Origin of the sequence: Lachnospira sp. CLA-JM-H23, assembly GCF_040096425.1 — a bacterium.
GTDB classification, from domain to species: domain Bacteria; phylum Bacillota; class Clostridia; order Lachnospirales; family Lachnospiraceae; genus Lachnospira; species Lachnospira rogosae.
This window is the reverse complement of the sequence record NZ_JBBMET010000004.1, coordinates 190,723-209,181: the sequence shown is the minus strand read 5'-3', so window position 1 is coordinate 209,181 and position 18,459 is coordinate 190,723. Positions and strand designations below refer to the sequence as shown.

15 protein-coding genes are annotated in these 18,459 nt (G+C 36.9%); 14 read left to right on the top strand and 1 reads right to left on the bottom strand.

Annotation, left to right across the window (positions count from 1 at the left end):
• Window positions 1–33: 33 nt before the first annotated feature.
• The 10 genes from WMO42_RS07015 (at window position 34) to kduD (ending at window position 11,407) form a co-directional block, all read left to right on the top strand.
• Entirely contained in the window at window positions 34–1,386 is a 1,353-nt protein-coding gene (locus tag WMO42_RS07015; RefSeq protein WP_349191876.1) for an MATE family efflux transporter, read from the top strand.
• 107 nt (window positions 1,387–1,493) lie between these two features.
• Window positions 1,494–3,320, top strand: coding sequence for a toll/interleukin-1 receptor domain-containing protein (locus tag WMO42_RS07010; RefSeq protein ID WP_349191874.1), 1,827 nt, complete (start codon window positions 1,494–1,496; stop codon window positions 3,318–3,320).
• Window positions 3,321–3,350: 30 nt separating this feature from the next.
• Window positions 3,351–3,863, top strand: coding sequence for a hypothetical protein (locus WMO42_RS07005; RefSeq protein WP_055176345.1), 513 nt, complete (start codon window positions 3,351–3,353; stop codon window positions 3,861–3,863).
• Between the two features lie 178 nt (window positions 3,864–4,041).
• Window positions 4,042–5,502, top strand: a complete 1,461-nt coding sequence (guaB, locus tag WMO42_RS07000; protein WP_022501564.1) for an IMP dehydrogenase — start codon at window positions 4,042–4,044, stop codon at window positions 5,500–5,502.
• 344 nt (window positions 5,503–5,846) lie between these two features.
• Window positions 5,847–6,431, top strand: a complete 585-nt coding sequence (locus tag WMO42_RS06995) for a chemotaxis protein CheX (RefSeq protein ID WP_022501563.1) — start codon at window positions 5,847–5,849, stop codon at window positions 6,429–6,431.
• Window positions 6,432–6,610: 179 nt separating this feature from the next.
• Window positions 6,611–6,973: a response regulator gene (locus WMO42_RS06990; RefSeq protein ID WP_022501562.1), complete on the top strand. Its 363-nt coding sequence runs from the start codon at window positions 6,611–6,613 to the stop codon at window positions 6,971–6,973.
• Window positions 6,974–7,711, top strand: a complete 738-nt coding sequence (gene truA, locus WMO42_RS06985; RefSeq protein ID WP_055176342.1) for a tRNA pseudouridine(38-40) synthase TruA — start codon at window positions 6,974–6,976, stop codon at window positions 7,709–7,711. It begins immediately after the preceding gene.
• 102 nt (window positions 7,712–7,813) lie between these two features.
• A complete protein-coding gene (gene argS / locus WMO42_RS06980; protein WP_349191870.1) occupies window positions 7,814–9,580 on the top strand; it encodes an arginine--tRNA ligase in 1,767 nt (588 codons plus the stop codon).
• Between the two features lie 16 nt (window positions 9,581–9,596).
• Window positions 9,597–10,616: a glycosyltransferase gene (locus WMO42_RS06975; protein WP_349191869.1), complete on the top strand. Its 1,020-nt coding sequence runs from the start codon at window positions 9,597–9,599 to the stop codon at window positions 10,614–10,616.
• Between the two features lie 29 nt (window positions 10,617–10,645).
• Window positions 10,646–11,407 carry a 2-dehydro-3-deoxy-D-gluconate 5-dehydrogenase KduD gene (gene kduD / locus WMO42_RS06970; RefSeq protein ID WP_349172415.1) on the top strand — a complete coding sequence of 254 codons (762 nt, stop codon included), beginning with the start codon at window positions 10,646–10,648 and terminating at the stop codon, window positions 11,405–11,407.
• 480 nt (window positions 11,408–11,887) lie between these two features.
• Here kduD and WMO42_RS06965 read toward each other — a convergent pair whose 3' ends face one another.
• Window positions 11,888–12,412, bottom strand: a complete 525-nt coding sequence (locus tag WMO42_RS06965) for a hypothetical protein (protein WP_055176336.1) — start codon at window positions 12,410–12,412, stop codon at window positions 11,888–11,890.
• Window positions 12,413–12,673: 261 nt separating this feature from the next.
• On the opposite strand from WMO42_RS06965, the gene WMO42_RS06960 reads away from it, so the two are divergent.
• The 4 genes from WMO42_RS06960 (at window position 12,674) to WMO42_RS06945 (ending at window position 18,449) form a co-directional block, all read left to right on the top strand.
• The gene (locus tag WMO42_RS06960; RefSeq protein ID WP_070101490.1) at window positions 12,674–14,800 is read left to right on the top strand and encodes a bifunctional diguanylate cyclase/phosphodiesterase; all 2,127 of its coding nucleotides are present in this window, start codon (window positions 12,674–12,676) and stop codon (window positions 14,798–14,800) included.
• A complete protein-coding gene (locus tag WMO42_RS06955; protein ID WP_022501555.1) occupies window positions 14,797–16,116 on the top strand; it encodes a dihydroorotase in 1,320 nt (439 codons plus the stop codon). The genes WMO42_RS06960 and WMO42_RS06955 overlap by 4 nt, the downstream gene beginning before the upstream one ends.
• A gap of 37 nt (window positions 16,117–16,153) precedes the next feature.
• Window positions 16,154–17,077, top strand: coding sequence for an orotidine-5'-phosphate decarboxylase (pyrF, locus tag WMO42_RS06950; protein ID WP_055176331.1), 924 nt, complete (start codon window positions 16,154–16,156; stop codon window positions 17,075–17,077).
• A gap of 76 nt (window positions 17,078–17,153) precedes the next feature.
• Complete coding sequence (locus WMO42_RS06945; protein ID WP_278320340.1) at window positions 17,154–18,449, top strand: dihydroorotase; 1,296 nt, start codon at window positions 17,154–17,156, stop codon at window positions 18,447–18,449.
• The last annotated feature ends 10 nt before the right edge of the window (window positions 18,450–18,459 follow it).

Here is an 18,459-nt window from a genome sequence, read left to right as displayed (position 1 = left end):
AGCTGATTCATATATGTCAGGAGAGCTTGGTTTATGTTTTTTAGTAGAAGAAAGAATGATGATTTGTCAGAAAAGCTGGTTAAACTGGTTGTTCCGATAGCGATACAGCAGTTTATGTTGGCACTTGTAAGTGCCACAGATGCGGTTATGCTGGGATTTGTGGACCAGACCTCGTTGTCTGCAGCTTCACTTGCCGGACAGATACAGTTTGTGCTTAATCTGTTTATAGCAGGGATAACAGCAGGCTCAGGAATAATGATTTCACAGTACTGGGGAAAGAAGGACATAAAAGCTATTGAAAAGGTCATGCCGGTGGCTTTATATGCTAATCTGCTGTCAGGCGGCATATTCACTATTCTTGCGCTTCTCATACCTGAGGGACTTATAAGGATATTCACTAACGAACCGGAGCTTATTGCAAGCGGTACACTATATATCAGGGCGGTAGCCTTATCTTATGTGCTGTGTGCAGTATCGCAGGTATATCTGATTCTTCTTAAGAATACAGGAAGGGCGGCTCAAAGCTCTGTTATCAGCTCATCAGCAGTTGCTGTTAATATAGTCTGCAATGCTGTCCTTATATTTGGACTACTTGGTATGCCACGTCTTGGCATACGTGGAGCGGCTTATGCAACTGTAATATCGAGAGTGATAGAGCTTGTATGGGCATATATTGTAGTTAACAAAGACAGGATTGCCGCTTTGGAATGGAAAGGAATTATTCATACAGATAAAGCACTGACAAGAGATTTCTGGTATTACACAACACCTGTGCTATGTGCCTCCTTAGTGTGGGGCATTGCATTTGTATTATACTCAGTTATACTTGGACATATGGGAAGTGATGCTGTTGCAGCGAATTCCATAGCCAGTATAGTAAAGAGCATGGTGCAGTGCGTTATAAGGGGTGTTAGTGCCGGGGCAGGAATTATTATAGGTAATCTTCTAGGAGCAGGTAAGCTTGATAAAGCCAGGAAATATGGTGGAAGAATTACAAGACTGTCAATAGCCATTGGGATAATAACAGGTCTGCTTCTTATCGTTGTAGCTCCGGTTGTATCGCGTGCAGCCCCTATGTCAGATACAGCGAAGGGGTATCTTGGCTTTATGCTGATAGTCCTCGGCATTAATCTGATGGGGCAGTCGGTGAATACAACTGTTCTGGATGGGATATTCTGTGCCGGAGGTGATGCAAAGTTTGATATGAAGGGGAATATTGGTGCAATGTGGTGCTTTGCGGTTCCGCTTGGCTTTATAGCAGCATTTGTATTCAATGCACCAGTCTGGCTTGTATATATCATAATAAGCCTGGATGAGCTGGTAAAGCTCCCGGCAGTATATATACATTATAAGAAGTATATCTGGGTAAGAAATATTACAAGATAAAACATTAGTGAAAAATACCGGGGATAGTTGTTTCTATTTAAAAAAGTTATTGGATATGTTATAATACTTCTATATTGGATTTTAATTGTCACGCAGGAGGAATGGTGATGGCTGATATTGATGAGCTTAAAAAGAAACTTGAAGATGGATGGATAAAGGGTGAACCTTATGTATTTGTAAGTTATGCAAGTAAGGATAAAGAGAAGGTTTATGAATTTGTATATGAACTTAGAAAACGTGGAATTAATGTATATATAGATATAGAACTTCAGGAGAATATTTCTAAGAACTGGTTACAGAATATTAAGGAGCGTTTATATGATGTTGATTGTGTTGCTATGATTTCATTTCTTAGTCTTAACTATTTCCGTAGTTATGCCTGCCTTATAGAACAGCTTGTAACACGTTCAGAGGATTTAAAGATGGAAAAAGGCAAGTATCTTGAGAATTTTTATATTGCATTGGATGATAATATGTCTACAATACAAAAAATGGAAGATGCAGTGTATAATAATACAGTTGCAAAAGAAAGTCAGAGTATGGCAATAAAGATGGTTCCAGAGGAAGTAAATGTCCTTAAAGATGTTATGGAAGATAATATTGCAGTAAAGAGCAAGTTAAAGAAAGATGTCAGGTCAACTATAGATGGTCTGAATACAGCACATAGAGTTGCGATAAGTATGCTAAGTTATATTTTTAAAGAGTCAAGCTATAGTATTCAGAAATATGGAACAGCTGGTGATTGTGCACAGTTAATGTATAACAATTTTACTAATGACAAGAATGACAAAATTAATATTGATGTATTAGAAGAACTCAAAAAAAAGTACAACAATGCCTCATCATCTGCCACAACTACATCATCTACAGCAAGTCAGAGCAGTGCTTCTGCACCAGCCGTTAAGAATAATACTACAGAAGTTGACATTGAGAATAATAGAACTTCTGATAATATTCAGAGTACAGAGTATAGCAATGTGGCAAATAATAATGATACAAATAGCGATGAAATAAACAGCAATGATATTATTGGCGATGAAAACAACACAGCAATAGACAGCGTTGCTACAGATGACCTTGCCACATCAACAGACAACATCAACACAACTGATAACAGCAGGACAAGACAGGCTACAAGTACAGGTGATATCAGATTTACGCTTTATGGCAAGGAGTATGAGCTTAATCAGTCAGATATGATGCTTACATTTTTTGCACACGTTCTTAATAAACATCAGGATATTGTGGACGAACTTCCTTCGTATAATGGGATGAACTGCGTATCTGATGTTGATTACAGTCTTCCAGAGAATCGTAAGGCAGATATGCCTACATATTTCAGAAGTTGTGAATTCTTTGAATTCGCTAATGGAAGCCATATATGCGTTGGAACATCATATTCAGTAGTAGACAAGTTAAAGAAAATGGCACTTCTGCTTAATATATGTGGTGAAAGCCCAGAGATATTCAGCTCAGAACAGGTTGAACTTCCAGCGGTAAAGGTCAGAGGTGGTTCTTCTGCTGGCGGCAAGGGAAGTGGAGCACTTGTGAAATTCAGCGTATATGGTAATGAATACGCGCAGAACCAGACAGATATGCTTGGAACAATATGCAGTTCTGTTATAGCTAAGCACCCAGACAAGTTAGAGGAAGCAGCAGATGCTTTATTATGTATTGATGTTAAAGATTATACAGATGTTGCTAAAGAAGACAGACCAGTATATTTCTCATTAATGAACAGATATGAAGTAAATGGTACAGCTTATAGTGTTGGTGGAAGCTTCGGAATGAAAGAAAAGCTTAAAATGATTGCTAAATTACTTATAATGTGCGACGAAAGCAAGGATATAATTGATATAGAAGACTATGAGATACCAGATGTAAAGGTTAAGGCGGCTGCAGGCACTAAGAAGAAAATTAATTACTTTGATTAATTGGAAGTATTACAAGATAGGAGTAGTTTTATGTTTGATGTAGCAGTAGAACAGATAGTAAAGGTAAAACCGCCTAAGACAGCAGTTGTTTATAAGGCATTGCTTATAATAGGTTGTATTGTGGCGGCTACAACCATACCACAGACAAGAACATTTGGAATAATTGTGCTTGCATTATTTGCGGTGATGACATTTTTGGTATTCCAGTATTATAATGCAGAGCTTGAGTATTCGATAGTGGATGATACGCTTACGATTGATAGGATTATGGCAAAATCAGCAAGAAAAAGATGTGGTGTGTATACACTTTCAAGAGCAAAGCTTGTGGCAAGAGCTGATTCGCAGGATGCACTCCGTATGAACCATATGGACGTTAAGACTTATGATTATTCAGTTGGTGCAAGCAACCACGATTCGGTTGTCATATATGCTTATAATGAACATAACGAACTGGTCAGGGTATTTGTATATCCTGATGAACGTATTCTTCACAGCATACAAAATGTTGTTGAAAAAGATGTGTTTAAAGTTATTGACTTTTAAAAAATGCTCTGATACAATTCTAATATTATAAACAAAAGGAATATGATAGAACGTTTATCAGATTTCTCCACACAGAAATGTCCGAATTAAGTATTCGGATTTTTTTGTACCAAGAATTGCGTTATTATGCGCATATAACTTAATTATTTTATTCACAGGAAAGCGAGGACAAAGGAAAATGGGTACAATTATTGGTGAGGGCATTACATTTGACGATGTGTTATTAGTTCCACAGTATTCAGAAGTAACACCTAATATGATCGATTTAACAACTAATCTTACAAAGAATATTAAGCTTAATATTCCTTTGATGAGTGCAGGTATGGACACAGTTACTGAACATAGAATGGCAATCGCTATGGCAAGACAGGGTGGTATAGGTATTATCCACAAGAATATGTCAGTTGAGCAGCAGGCAGAGGAAGTTGATAAGGTAAAAAGATCAGAGAATGGAGTAATTACAGATCCATTTTTCTTACATCCAGATAATACATTACAGGAAGCTAACGAACTTATGGGTAAGTTCAGAATTTCTGGTGTTCCTATCACAGATGATGATAGAAAGCTTGTTGGTATTATTACTAACAGAGATCTTAAATTTGAAGAAGATTTCTCAAGACCAATTAAGGAATGTATGACAAGCGAGAATCTTGTAACAGCTCCAGTTGGAATTACTCTTGAAGAGGCTAAGAAGATCCTTGGCAAGGCAAGAAAAGAAAAGCTTCCAATCGTTGATGATGAATTCAAGTTAAGAGGGCTTATTACAATAAAGGATATTGAGAAGTCTATTAAGTATCCTGCATCTGCACATGATTCACAGGGAAGACTTCTTGCAGGTGCTGCAGTTGGTATTACAGCCAATGTTATGGATAGAGTTCAGGCTCTTGTTGATGCAAGTGTTGACTGTATTGTAATTGATTCAGCACATGGTCACTCTAAGAATATTATTACAACATTAAAGAATATCAAGTCAGCATTCCCTGATTTACAGGTAATCGCTGGTAACATTGCTACAGGTGCAGCTGCTAAGGCACTTTGCGAAGCTGGTGTAGATGCAGTTAAGGTTGGTATAGGACCTGGTTCTATCTGTACAACAAGAGTTGTTGCTGGTATTGGTGTACCTCAGGTAACAGCAGTTATGGATGCTTATGCAGAAGCTAAGAAGTTCGGTATTCCAGTTATCGCTGATGGTGGTATCAAGTTCTCAGGTGATATTGTTAAGGCTATTGCTGCCGGTGGTAGTGTATGTATGCTCGGAAGTCTTCTTGCAGGCTGTGATGAAGCTCCTGGTTCATTTGAGTTATTCCAGGGCAGAAAGTATAAGGTTTATAGAGGTATGGGTTCTATTGCAGCTATGGAGAATGGAAGCAAGGACAGATACTTCCAGACAGGTGCTAAGAAGCTTGTTCCAGAAGGTGTTGAAGGACGTGTTGCATATAAGGGACTTGTTGAAGATACAATATTCCAGCTTATGGGAGGTCTTCGTTCAGGTATGGGTTATTGTGGAGCACCTACAATTCCATTGCTTCAGGAGACAGGTAAGTTTATTAAGATGTCATCTGCTGCATTAAGAGAGAGTCATCCACACGATATTCATATCACTAAGGAAGCCCCTAACTACTCAGTAGAGAACGCTTAATATAAAGCTGTTATTATAAACAGATTAGAATAATAGATATTTAATCAACCCCGGCATTAATTAATTTTAATGCTGGGGTTGTTTGTGCGTCAATTTTAGTGTATTATCTTTGGGATATTAAATGTGAAATATGCACAAGTTGTATATGATAAATGTGGCAAATTGAATAAACTGTCTAAACAATTAAACTGATAAGCATTTATAAGTGAAAATAAAATCCGATAATAAGTGTTTATAAGTGAAAATTGATGTTGCTAATATATGTTTTCTTGATGTATAATAATCTTACAGTAAAATTGTATGAATAATGTATTTATAGAAGGTTATGCACAAGGAGAAGAGGTATGCAGGATAAGATGATTAACAAGTATATTGCTAAGAATCATTCTGGATCTGTATTTACTGACAATGAATTGCAGGTTATCAAGGATGGTAATATAGATGATATGGTTACAACATTTCTTGATATGAATACAGAATATTATAATAAGCAGATGCAGAGTGTTTTAAAGGTATTTACACAGTTTATGAGCACTGAGATTGAACTTGAGAGAATAATATATCAGAAGGAATTTGATGGCAAATTTGTTGGCTGTCAGATTATGGACGGAGATATAGATGTATTCTTAGGGATAGCAGGTGAAGATGCTGACCTTCTTTGCGTTGCATCTACATTTTCCCAGGAAGATATGAATAAGTTTGATGCTGATGCTTATGATGCAATATGCGAGCTTATTAATATTATTAATGGTGCATATGCGACTAAGCTCAGTTATGAAGAGATAGAGGTGTCTTTACACCCACCAGTATTTTATCAGGATACACAGATTAAAGCGGATAATGGAATGTATGTAGTTACATTTAATATGAAAGGACATAGATTTAATCTGCTTATGGTTGCAGATGATAAAGTTAAGCTTAATGTATAAAAATATATGTACATAGTTAAGGCGTATTACAGAAGCTGAAGTTGTTAATAATCATCAGTCAATTATTTGTTAGTTGATGAATTGTTATAGATATATTGCATTTGCAGTTGATTACAGATACTAAATGCTTCTGCACAAGCCGGGTGGTTAATTATAGACATATGGAACGGAGGAATATTATGGCGAAGATTTTGATAGTAGATGATTCTAAGACTTCAAGAAAGTTCTTAAGAAATATGCTTGAACAGGCTGGACACGAGATTGTTGCAGAGGCTGTTAACGGAGCAGAAGGCGTTGAAAAGTTCAGAATATACAGACCGGATATAACAACTATGGACATTACAATGCCGGTTCTTGGCGGAATAGATGCAGTTAAGGATATTATAGAGATAGACCCTGATGCCAAGATTATTATGGTAACAGCGGCAGGACAGAAGGCTAATATGATAGAGGCTCTTAAGAAAGGAGCGGCTGATTTTATACAGAAGCCTTTTGATATGGACGTGATTGTTAATACAATTGAAAAGGTTATGGAAGAATAGATGTACAATTATAGATTACAACTTCAATATGATGGTGGGAGATATGACGGCTGGGTCAGAATGGGCAAGGACTCCAATTCTAACACTATAGAATGTAAGATTAAAGAGATAATTCAGAAGATGACAGGTGAAGATATTGATATATATGTTGGATGCAGAACAGAAAAAGGTGTTCATGCACTTAATCAGACAGCTAATTTCAAGCTTAATGATAAGTACCAGCCTGTAGAGGTTAAGAATTACCTTAACAGATATCTTCCAAGGGATATAGCTGTTAATCGCGTGGAATTAGTAGATGAAAGATTTCATAGCCAGCTTAATGCGAGGGAGAAGACATATGTATACAAGATAGATATGGCTAATGTAGCGAATGTATTTACAAGAAAGTATGCTTATCATACATTTGATATTCCGGATATTAAGGCTATGAAGCAGGCAGCTTTTTATATGATTGGAAAGCATGATTTTAAAGCATTTACTACTGCGAAGAAGAGCAAGTCTACAGTAAGGGATATCAAAGATGTAGAGATAACTACAGATGGAGACAGTTGTGAGATAAGAATAACAGCAGATGATTTCCTTCATAATATGGCAAGATATATGATTGGTATGCTTCTTGATGTAGGAAGCGGACTTAAGAAGGTGGAAGATGTAGAGAATATTATGGCTGGCAAGGATGTTGTTATGTCACTTCCAGCTGAGAGCTATGGACTTTTCCTTGAAAGTGTTTTATACTAAATAGATGATTTTATTAAAGAATCTCGGATTTCGGGATTCTTTTCTTGTTACTTTATAATAATATATTTTATGAAGCAGAATTTAACAGGAATGGAGAATATAATGAAGACCATAATTGAACTTATGACAGATGAATTTAAGAAAGCATTTGCAGAATGTGGATATTCAGAAGAATACGCAAGAATTACTATATCTAACAGACCTGACTTATGCGAATTCCAGTGCAATGGCGCGATGGCAGCAGCTAAGACTTATAAAAAAGCTCCATTTGTTATTGCAGATGAGATAGTTGCAAAGCTTACATCTAATGGTATGTTTGACACAATTGAAAGTGTTAAGCCAGGATTTATCAATATAAAGGTAAGTGCTGGATATCTTTCAGATTATCTTAATAAGATGTCAGAAGATGATAAGTACGGATATGAGAACAGCGAGGAAGCTAAGACTGTAATAGTGGATTATGGTGGAGCTAATGCAGCTAAGCCATTACATGTAGGACATTTAAGATCTGCTGTAATTGGTGAGAGTGTTAAGAGAATTAACAGATACGCAGGCAACAATACAATAGGTGATGTACACCTTGGAGACTGGGGACTTCAGATGGGTCTTATCATAGAGGAGTTAAGGGACAGAAAGCCTGAACTTCCATATTTTGATGAGGCGTATACAGGAGAGTATCCAAGTGAACCCCCATTTACGATATCAGAGCTTGAACAGATATATCCGGCGGCAAGTGCTAAGTCTAAGGAAGATGAAGAATTCGCTAAGAGAGCACACGAATCCACACTTAAGCTTCAGAGCGGGGACAGAGCATGCACAGCAATATGGAAGCATATTATGAATGTTTCCAAGAAGGATTTAAAGAAGAATTATGATAATCTTAATGTATCATTTGACTTATGGAAGGGTGAAAGTGATGCACAGCCATATATTAAAGATATGGTTGATAAGATGGTTGAAGATGGAATTGCCTATGAAAGCCAGGGAGCTACAGTAGTAGATATTGCAGAGCCAACAGATACTAAGGAACTTCCTCCTTGCATAGTAAGAAAGTCAGACGGTGCGGCACTTTATGCTACATCAGATCTTGCAACTATTGTTGAGAGAGAGAAGTTATATAAGCCGGATACATACATTTATCTCGCTGATAAAAGACAGGAGCTTCATTTTACTCAGGTATTCAGAACAGCTAAGAAGGCTGGAATTGTAAGACCAGATGCAGATATGAGATTTGTTGGTTTTGGTACTATGAATGGAAAGGATGGCAAGCCATTTAAGACACGTTCAGGTGGTGTTATGCGTCTTGAACATCTTATATCTGATATTAATGAAGTTATTCTTAATAAGATTAAAGAGAACCGTTCAATGACGGATGAAGAAGCTGATAAGATATCTAAGATTGTGGGTCTTGCTGCACTTAAGTATGGTGATTTATCTAATCAGGCATCTAAAGATTATGTATTTGATGTAGATAGATTTGCTTCATTTGAAGGTAATACAGGTCCTTATATTTTGTATACAATAGTAAGAATAAAGTCTATTCTTGCAAAGTATAAGGAAACAGGCGTAAGTGTTGGTAATCTTACAATACTGCCTTCAAAAGAACAGTCAGAGAAGGCTTTATCACTTGCACTTATTAAGTTCTCAGATGTTATAGATGGAGCATACAAGGATAATGCACCTCACAAGATATGCCAGTATATATATGAGGTTTCTAACTCATTTAACGGATTTTATCATAACACAAAGATTCTTGCAGAAGAGGATAAGAAACAGCAGGAAAGCTATATTGCATTAATCACACTTACTAAAGAGATACTTGAAACTTGTATTGATTTATTAGGTATACAGTGTCCTGACAGAATGTAGAGATTGGAGATATTATATGAAGTTATTATCATTTGCAATTCCATGTTATAATTCAGCAGCATATATGGAAAAATGTATCAAATCATGCCTTGCAGGTGGTGACGATGTAGAGATAATAATTGTTGATGATGGTTCAACAAAAGATGATACATTAAAGATTGCCAAGGAATATGAAGCAAAATATCCTAACATAGTCAAGGCTGTACATCAGGAGAATGGTGGACATGGACAGGCTGTTAATACAGGTCTTGCCAATGCCACAGGGATGTTCTTTAAGGTTGTAGACAGCGATGACTGGGTTGATGTTAAAAGCTATAAGAAGATATTAACTAAGCTTAAGAGCTTTGTTGAGGAAGATGACCTCCCAGATATGCTTATTGCGAATTATGTATATGAAAAGGTTGGTGCTAAGAGAAAGAAAGTCATTCACTATGAGAATGCACTTCCAGTTGACAGAATGTTTGGATGGAATGAGATGGGACATTTCAAGGTAGACCAGTATATTCTTATGCACTCAGTAATATACAGAACACAGCTTATAAAGGAATTCGGTCTGAAGCTTCCTGAGCATACATTTTATGTAGATAATATATTTGTATTTGAGCCATTGCCGGTTGTTCAGAAAATGTACTATATGAATGTTAATTTCTACAGATATTTTATTGGAAGGGAAGACCAGTCAGTTAATGAAACAGTTATGATTTCAAGAATTGACCAGCAGTTAAGAGTTACAAGACGTCTTATAGATTCATATCTTGGCAATAAGCCTGTCAATGAAAGATGCAGAAAGTATATGGTGACATATCTTAGAATTATGATGGAAGTATCATCAATATTTCTGATTATATCAGGCACAGATGAGAACCTTGTTAAGAAAAAGGAACTTTGGAAATATGTTAAGGATTCAGATTCCAAGCTCTATAAAGAGTTAAGATACAGCATACTTGGCAATACAGTTAATCTTCCGGGCAAAGTCGGCAGAGGAATATCTAAGACTGGTTATAAAGTAATGAATAAACTTATTGGATTTAATTAAAATGGCGTGTGCAGAAATGAGGGAATACTATGATATTAGATTTGTTTAAACTTGACGGAAAAGTAGCAGTTGTCACAGGTGCTAACACAGGTCTAGGACAGGGAATGGCAGTAGCTTTAGCTCAGGCAGGAGCTAAGGTTCTTGGCGTTGCAAGACGTTCCTGCGAAGATACTAAGAATAAGATAGAAGCAGATGGTGGTGCGTTCTCAGAGGTTATAGCTGACCTTTCAGATATGGCTTCAATAGATGTAGTTATGAAAGCAGCGATTGATACATATGGCAGAGTAGATATTCTTGTTAATAATGCGGGAATTATTAAAAGACAGGATGCAATTGAATTCACAGAGGAGAATTGGGATTCGGTAATTCAGGTTAATCAGAAAATGGTATTCTTCTTAAGTCAGGCATTTGCTAAGCAGCTTATGAAGCAGGGAGAAGGCGGAAAGATAATTAATGTATGCTCAATGCTTTCATATCAGGGTGGAATAAGAGTTCCGTCATACACAGCAAGCAAGAGTGCAATTATAGGCTTAACAAGAGCGTTAGCCAATGAATGGGCAAAGTATAACATTAATGTAAATGGAATTGCGCCAGGATATATGGCAACTAATAACACAGCACAGTTAAGAGATGATGCCGACAGAAGCGAAGCTATTCTTGACAGAATTCCAGCAGGCAGATGGGGCACACCACAAGATATGGAAGGTGCAGTAATATACCTTGCATCTAAAGCCTCAGACTACGTCAACGGCTTTACCCTGGCAGTAGACGGCGGCTGGTTGGCAAGATAAAACAAAAAATTATGAAATAGCTATTAAAAGAGCTTTCCAATTAAAGGAAAGCTCTTTTTTGCTTATAGACTTAGACTTATATACCAAAATGGGACTTATAGGACAAAATGTGTTGATAAAAACCTCAACTAAAAAACAGGCAGACTTTAACGAAGTTTAGATGTTAAAGTCTGCCTGTTTCCTCATAATTAAACATATTTAATCCGTGTCGATATCTCCCTTTATTTGGTAAGCACATTTTTAAAATATTTTAACATAAACATTTTACGATAATTATTTAGTATTCGCATAATTTCGCTAATTACATTTTACATTCTGCCATACTCAGTTGTGTAGCTTTACTATATTGCAAGCTGGGTGCTTTTGCAGCCGTCGGCACTTAGCGGCTGTATTTTAGCAGCTTACGTGTCCGCTACGGCTACAAGCAGCGAGAGCGTGCCCAGCGGTAATATAGTAAAACTACACAACGTCCGTATGAGCCTAGTACACTATCCTGCACTTATTTCTATCTACATGCTCCATAATAAATCCGCCCACATTCTTCTTGATATTCTCAGGCATATCATTACTATTAAGCATTACAACCATTTGCTTCCCATTAAACAACATATAATATCCATATTTGAAATATACAGTTGTGAATTGTTCCCATTCGTAAGTATATATTAAATTATGGTCTGGGATATCAGCAAGTATCGCGTTATCCATTAATGTTATTGTGCAGGGAGCATCTTCTGATGAATCTCTGTGCTTCAAGTGGTAATTAACGCTTGATTTGAACTGGAATGCAAATATGTATATAGGATAGAACCAGCATATTGCATATATAATTAATAAAAATGTGTTGTATCTGCCAGAGGCAAGCATAATTATTGAGATAACGGCAGGAACCCACGAAAGTATAAGTTCGACAGGGTTTCTTAAAAATCTGTTCCAGAATACAATCTTTTTGTAATCATTGCCTGAAGCTTTCAGGGTAGTATTATATTTGTAAATATTATCCATAAATTCTCCTGTTCTTACATAGTAATGTGCTGCAATATTTTAATTAAGTGTTCTGCATATACCAGTTGGAAAACACTTGCAGAATGAGTTTATAAAATCTGCATAAAAACATAATATTCATAATATCACGCATAGTTTAATAAAACAATTAAAAATTGCATTTCATTTCGTATGTAATTTAAAAAATATATAAAAACAGTTCCCAAACTGGTATAAATATTATATAATTAGTCTATGTAAAACATTCTGGAGGCAGGAGTTTTGGGAGAGACTAATAAGAAGTTTGAAGTGTTGTCAGAATTGATAGAAAGCCTTGAGTCAAGAGATACATTTCAGCATACAGTAGAACTAATATTACATAAGACTATAGCATACATTAATGCTGATTGTATTGCATTGCTTCAGAAGGGTTCAGATGATGAATGGACAGTAATTGCATCTGAGGGTGAATGTATAGAGGAAGCTAAGAAATGCGATGTTATGGCACTGAATGGTGAGAACAGCATAAGCGTTCCTATTAGGATTAATGACATAGATGCTATGCATTTTGTCATATATGATAAGAACAATATAAAGCTATGGTCCGATAATGAGGACAATATGCATTTTATATATGATGTTACAGGTATTATTCAGAGTATTGCCCAGATGAGAGTAACTAATAATTCACTGCTCTCATCATATGAAGTCTTAAAGGATATTCTTAATAACATAGGTTCAGGTATTATTGTATGTGATACTGCTACAGGCAATATTCTGTTTGAGAATAAGGTGGCGGCTGAGTCGAAGGAGATTAAAGATACAATAAAAGAATGTATGCAGGATATTCTTGTACCGGCAGAAGAAGATGTAGAGAAGACCCTTGAAGAATATATTAATAATGCTGAGGGCAATAATATTGATGGATATTATGATTTTTCTGATTATACAAGAGAATACATAAGACCTGTGGAGAAGTATAATGCTGAGTCAGGTCTGTGGTTTGAAGTAAGATTTACCAAGCTTATATGGATAGATGCAAGTGAGGTGATTGTATGTACAGCTTCTGATATAACACAGAAGAAAAAGAATCAGCAGAAGATTGAATTTCAGGCACATAACGATTTCCTTACCGGTCTTTATAATCGTATGAAGTGTGAGTCAGACTTAAAGACTATAATTAACGAAGCTATAAGAGATGGTGTTAAGGGTGCGGTTTTGTTTATCGACCTTGATGATTTCAAGCACATTAATGATGGTCTTGGACACCAGTATGGAGATATTCTTTTACAGCAGATTGCGGCAGGACTTCAGAGTATAGTAGGTCTTAGAGGCAGATGTTACAGAATGGGTGGTGACGAATTTGTTGCCATAGTAATGCCTGATATGTTCCTTGAATTAGAGAGAATTGCCAATAAGGTTAAAGAGATATTTAACAAACCGTGGTATCTTATGGAGACAGAATATTTCTGTACTATGAGTATGGGTATTGCGGTATTTCCAGATGACAGCAAAGATGTACACGAGATTATCAGAATGGCTGATATAGCAATGTATGAGTCTAAGAAGAATGGTAAGAATGGATATTCTTTTTATGATGTGTGCAACAAACAGAATTCTGTAAGACGCCTTGATATTGAAAATAATATGCGGCAGGCTGTTGCGACAGGAATTGATGAATTTGTTGTATTCTACCAGCCTGTAGTTGATATTAACACAGAGGAATGTGCATCGTGTGAAGCACTGGTAAGATGGGACAGTAAGTCGCTTGGATTTATGGGTCCGGGTGATTTTATTCCGCTTGCTGAATATCTTGGACTTATAACTTCAATTGGTGATTATGTTCTTGAGGAAGCCTGCAGACAGTGCAGATACTGGAATGAACATGGTATGCCGGATTTCCATATCAATGTTAATCTGTCGGTTGTCCAGCTTCTTCAGAAAGATATAGTAGATACAGTAGCTAAAGTGCTTAAGAAGACAGGAGTTAATCCTAGGAATATCGTGCTGGAGATTACAGAGAGCTTTGCTATTAATGATATGGACAGGGTTCTTAATATAATTAATGGCATAAGGGAATTAGGACCAAAGATAGCTCTTGATGATTTCGGTACAGGATATTCATCACTTAACTACATTAAACAGCTTCCTTTTGATATTATTAAAGTTGACAAGACATTTATTGATGATATAACGGAAGATGAGTATGCACAGGCATTCATTAAGCTTATAGTTGAATTGTCTGCTACTATAGGAACTAAGATAGTTGTAGAAGGTGTTGAGGATAAGAGCCAGTTAGATATATTAAGAGAGCTGGGTGTTGACTTCATACAGGGATACTATTATGGTAAACCTGAACCTGCTTACGAGTTTGAAAGATTAAATTTTAAGGGGAGGATTAATATATGAGAATGTTGATTAAGAACGGAAGAGTTATTGACCCTGCAAGTAACACTGATGACATTAGGGATATTCTTGTTGAAGATGGGGTTATAGCAGAAGTGGCAAAGGATATCGACAAGGCAGCAGATACAGTTATTGATGCTAAGGGCTGTATGGTTATGCCAGGACTTGTGGATTTACATGTACATTTCAGAGAACCAGGCTTTGAACATAAGGAAACAATAAGAACTGGTGCAAGAGCTGCGGCAAGAGGTGGATTTACAACAGTGTGCCCAATGCCTAATACTAAGCCTGCAATTGACAGCGTTGAGATGGTTGAATACATAAAGAATAAGTCAGAAGAAGTAACAGATATTAATATTCTTCCTATAGCAGCTATGACAGCAGGTCAGGACGGAGAGTATATAACTGATTATGAGAGGCTTTATGAGGAAGGAGCTGTAGCAGTAAGCGAGGATGGGAAGTCTGTTATGAATGCTAGAGTAGCAAGACAGGCTATGAGGCTTGCGGCAGAAGTAGGAATACCGGTATTTGCACATTGTGAAGATAAGGATCTTGCAGCAAGGGGAGTTATGAATGCCGGCAATAAAGCAAGAGAACTTGGATTTTACGGAATTATGAATTCTGTAGAAGATATTATGGTGGCAAGAGATTTACTCCTTGCTAAGAATACGGGTGCCAAGCTTCATATATGCCATGTTTCAACAGAGGACAGCGTAAGAATGATAGCGGCAGCCAAGAAAGAAGGTCTTGATGTTACAGCAGAGGTAACGCCACACCATTTAACACTTACAGAAGATGATATTAATGAAGATGATGCTAACTACAAGGTTAATCCGCCATTAAGAACTAATAAGGATAAAGATATGCTTATTAAGGGCCTTAAGGACGGAACAATAGACATAATTGCAACAGACCACGCACCACATCATCTTACAGAGAAAGACAGAGGTTTTGTAGAAGCACCATTTGGAATATCAGGTCTTGAAACAGCTGTTGCTATTATAATGACAGATCTTGTTAAGAAAAATGTTATTACACCTCTTGAGATGGCAGATAAGATGAGTTATACACCTGCTAAGATTATCGGTATAGACAAGGGAACACTTCTTGTTGGCAAGACTGCTGATATTACTATAATTGATCCGGATGCAGAGTATGTTATAGACAGTAAGACATTTGCTTCAAGAGGCAAGAACACTCCATTTAACGGCAAGAAGGTAAGTGGTGAGATTAAGTATACAATAGCTGGTGGTAAGATTGTATATTCTAATATCAACGGAACAGAAGTTATTATTGATAAAGATGTTCCAAAGTTGTAATATAAGATAGATTAATTGATATGTAAGGAGAATATAGATGATTAACAAATTAGTTGACAAAATCGTTAAGACAAATGCACCTGTAGTTGTAGGCTTAGATCCTATGATGAAGTATATTCCAGAGCATGTTCAAAAGGAAGCTTTTGAGCAGTATGGAGAAACTCTTGAAGGTGCGGCAGAAGCTATCTGGCAGTATAATAAGGCAATCATTGATAATATATATGATATTGTACCAGCAGTTAAGCCACAGATTGCTATGTATGAGCAGTTCGGTATTGAAGGACTTAAGGTGTTTAAGAAGACTGTTGATTATTGTCACGAGAAGGATATGGTTGTAATCGGTGATGTTAAGAGAGGCGATATAGGTTCAACATCTGAGGCTTATGCAGTAGCACATCTTGGAAAGGTTAAAGTTGGTTCTAAGCTTTTAACACCATTTGATGAAGATTTTGCAACAGTTAATCCATATCTTGGTTCTGACGGAATTAATCCATTTATTAAGGTATGCAATGAGGAAGACAAAGGTATATTTATCCTTGTAAAGACTTCTAATCCTTCAAGTGGAGAATTTCAGGATCAGCTTATAGACGGCAAGCCATTATATGAGCATGTAGGTGCTAAGGTTAATGAATGGGGAAGCCAGTGTATGGGCGATACTTATAGTAATGTAGGTGCGGTAGTTGGTGCTACATATCCAGAGATGGGTAAGGTATTAAGAAAGGTTATGCCAAAGGCTTATATCCTTGTTCCTGGTTATGGGGCACAGGGTGGCAAGGCTGAAGACCTTACAGCTTTCTTTAACCCAGACGGACTTGGCGCGATAGTTAATAGTTCAAGAGGAATTATAGCTGCATATGCTAAAGATGAGTATGCTAAGTTTGGAGCTAAGAATTTCGGTGAAGCTTCAAGACAGGCAGCTCTTGATATGATTGCAGATATTAATGGAGCACTTGGAAAGTAAATAATTATTATAATAAGCGGCAGTACCACTCAGCAACAGACTGGTAATGCCGCTTTTATAAAGAATGGAGATAATATTGAGAACTTTAATTAAGAATGGACATATAATAGATCCAGCAAGACATATGTCATATAAGGCAGATATTCTTGTGGAAAATGGAATAATAAGCGGTATAATACAGGTAAAAGCATTTGATGTGCCTGTATCCGACATAGCTGTAGATGAAGTAATTGATGCAGAAGGTCTTGTGGTAGCACCTGGTCTTATAGATACACACGTTCATTTCAGGGATCCAGGTTTTACTTATAAAGAAGATATTAATACAGGAGCTGCGGCAGCTGCGGCAGGAGGTTTTACAACAGTTCTTTGTATGGCTAATACTAATCCTATAGTAGATAATAAAGAAACGCTGCAGTATGTAATAGAAAAGGGAAGAACTACGCCGATAAATGTATATTCAGCTGCGGCAGTATCTAAAGGCTTTAAGGGAGAAGAACTTACTGACTTTACGGAACTTAAGAATGGCGGGGCACTTGTATTTACAGATGATGGTATTCCACTTAAGAGTGAAATGCTTGTAAAGGAAGCTATGCAGAAAGCCAAAGAGCTTGATATGCCGTTAAGTTTTCACGAGGAAAATCCTGCATATATAGAACAACAGGGAATTAATAAAGGCGTTGTATCAGACAAGCTTAATATAGGTGGAGCACCAGCCTGCTCAGAGTATATGATGGTAGCACGGGATTGTATGCTTGCACTTGAAACCAAGGCAACAATATGTATACAGCACATAAGCTCAGCGGTATCAGTAGAGCTTGTAAGGACAGCTAAGAAGCTGGGAGCAGATGTACATGCAGAGTCTACTCCACAGCATTTTTCGCTTACAGAAGACATTGTGCTTGAGAAAGGCACACTTGCAAGAGTTAATCCACCAATAAGAACAGAAGCTGACAGGCTTGCTGTAATTGAAGGCCTTAAGGACGGAACAATAGACATAATTGCAACAGATCACGCACCACATAGCAAGGATGAGAAAGCTAAGGAGTTCAAGGCAGCACCGAGCGGAATGATAGGGCTTGAAACATCACTTGCACTTGGAATTACTAATCTTGTAAAGAAAGGCTATTTAACACTTGAGGAACTGCTCACTAAGATGACAGTTAATCCAGCAAAGCTTTACAAAATGGACAAAGGCTGTATTGAGGCTGGAAAGATAGCTGATTTGGTTATATTTAATCCAGATGAGGAGTGGGAGGTTACAGAGAATTTCGTATCGAAAGCTAGTAATTCACCATTTATCGGACAGAAGCTTTATGGTAAAATAAAATATACTATATGCAATGGAAATGTTGTATACAAGGATTTGAAATAATTAATTAAGA